Source organism: Streptomyces bugieae, from assembly GCF_036352915.1.
Classification (GTDB): domain Bacteria; phylum Actinomycetota; class Actinomycetes; order Streptomycetales; family Streptomycetaceae; genus Streptomyces; species Streptomyces endophytica.
In genome coordinates this window covers 1-478 of the sequence record NZ_JAZBJP010000116.1, presented here as the reverse complement: position 1 = coordinate 478, position 478 = coordinate 1, and the positions used below count along the sequence as shown (strand labels likewise).

1 pseudogene is annotated in these 478 nt (G+C 75.9%); it reads left to right on the top strand.

From position 1 onward, the window contains the following. Window positions 1-452 (top strand): annotated as a pseudogene (locus V2J85_RS40450) (DNA polymerase III subunit alpha); the annotation flags it as partial. Between the last annotated feature and the right edge of the window lie 26 nt (window positions 453-478).

Genomic DNA, 478 nt, shown 5'->3' with positions numbered 1-478 from the left:
CCCAGACCCCGCCGATCCGCTCCGGGAAGCGTGTCATCTTCGCCACCCTCGACGACCCCACCGGCCTGTCCGACCTGGCGTTCTTCGAGGACAGCCACGCGCGCTGCGCCCACACGGTGTTCCACAGCGGCCTGCTGCTCGTCCGCGGCACCCTCGCCCGACGCCCGCCGCGCGCCTTCAGCATCACCGGCACCGCCGCCTGGGACCTGGCCGAGCTGATCGACCTGCACCGCGAGGGCGGCCCCGCCGCCGTCGCCGACCACCTCACCCGCCCCGGGCCCGCCTCCCGCCGGGCCGCACCGCACCGCACCCTCACCCAGCCCAACGGCTACGCCCTGCACCCCTGGGCCGACCTCCGGCCGCCCGGCACCCCCGCCTCCTCGGCCCTGCCCGTCCTCGACGCGCTCGACGGGCGGTCCTTCCACCATGCGAGCCCCGGAAGCGCGGGGTGAGGGAGATGATCCTCCACCTGCACTTC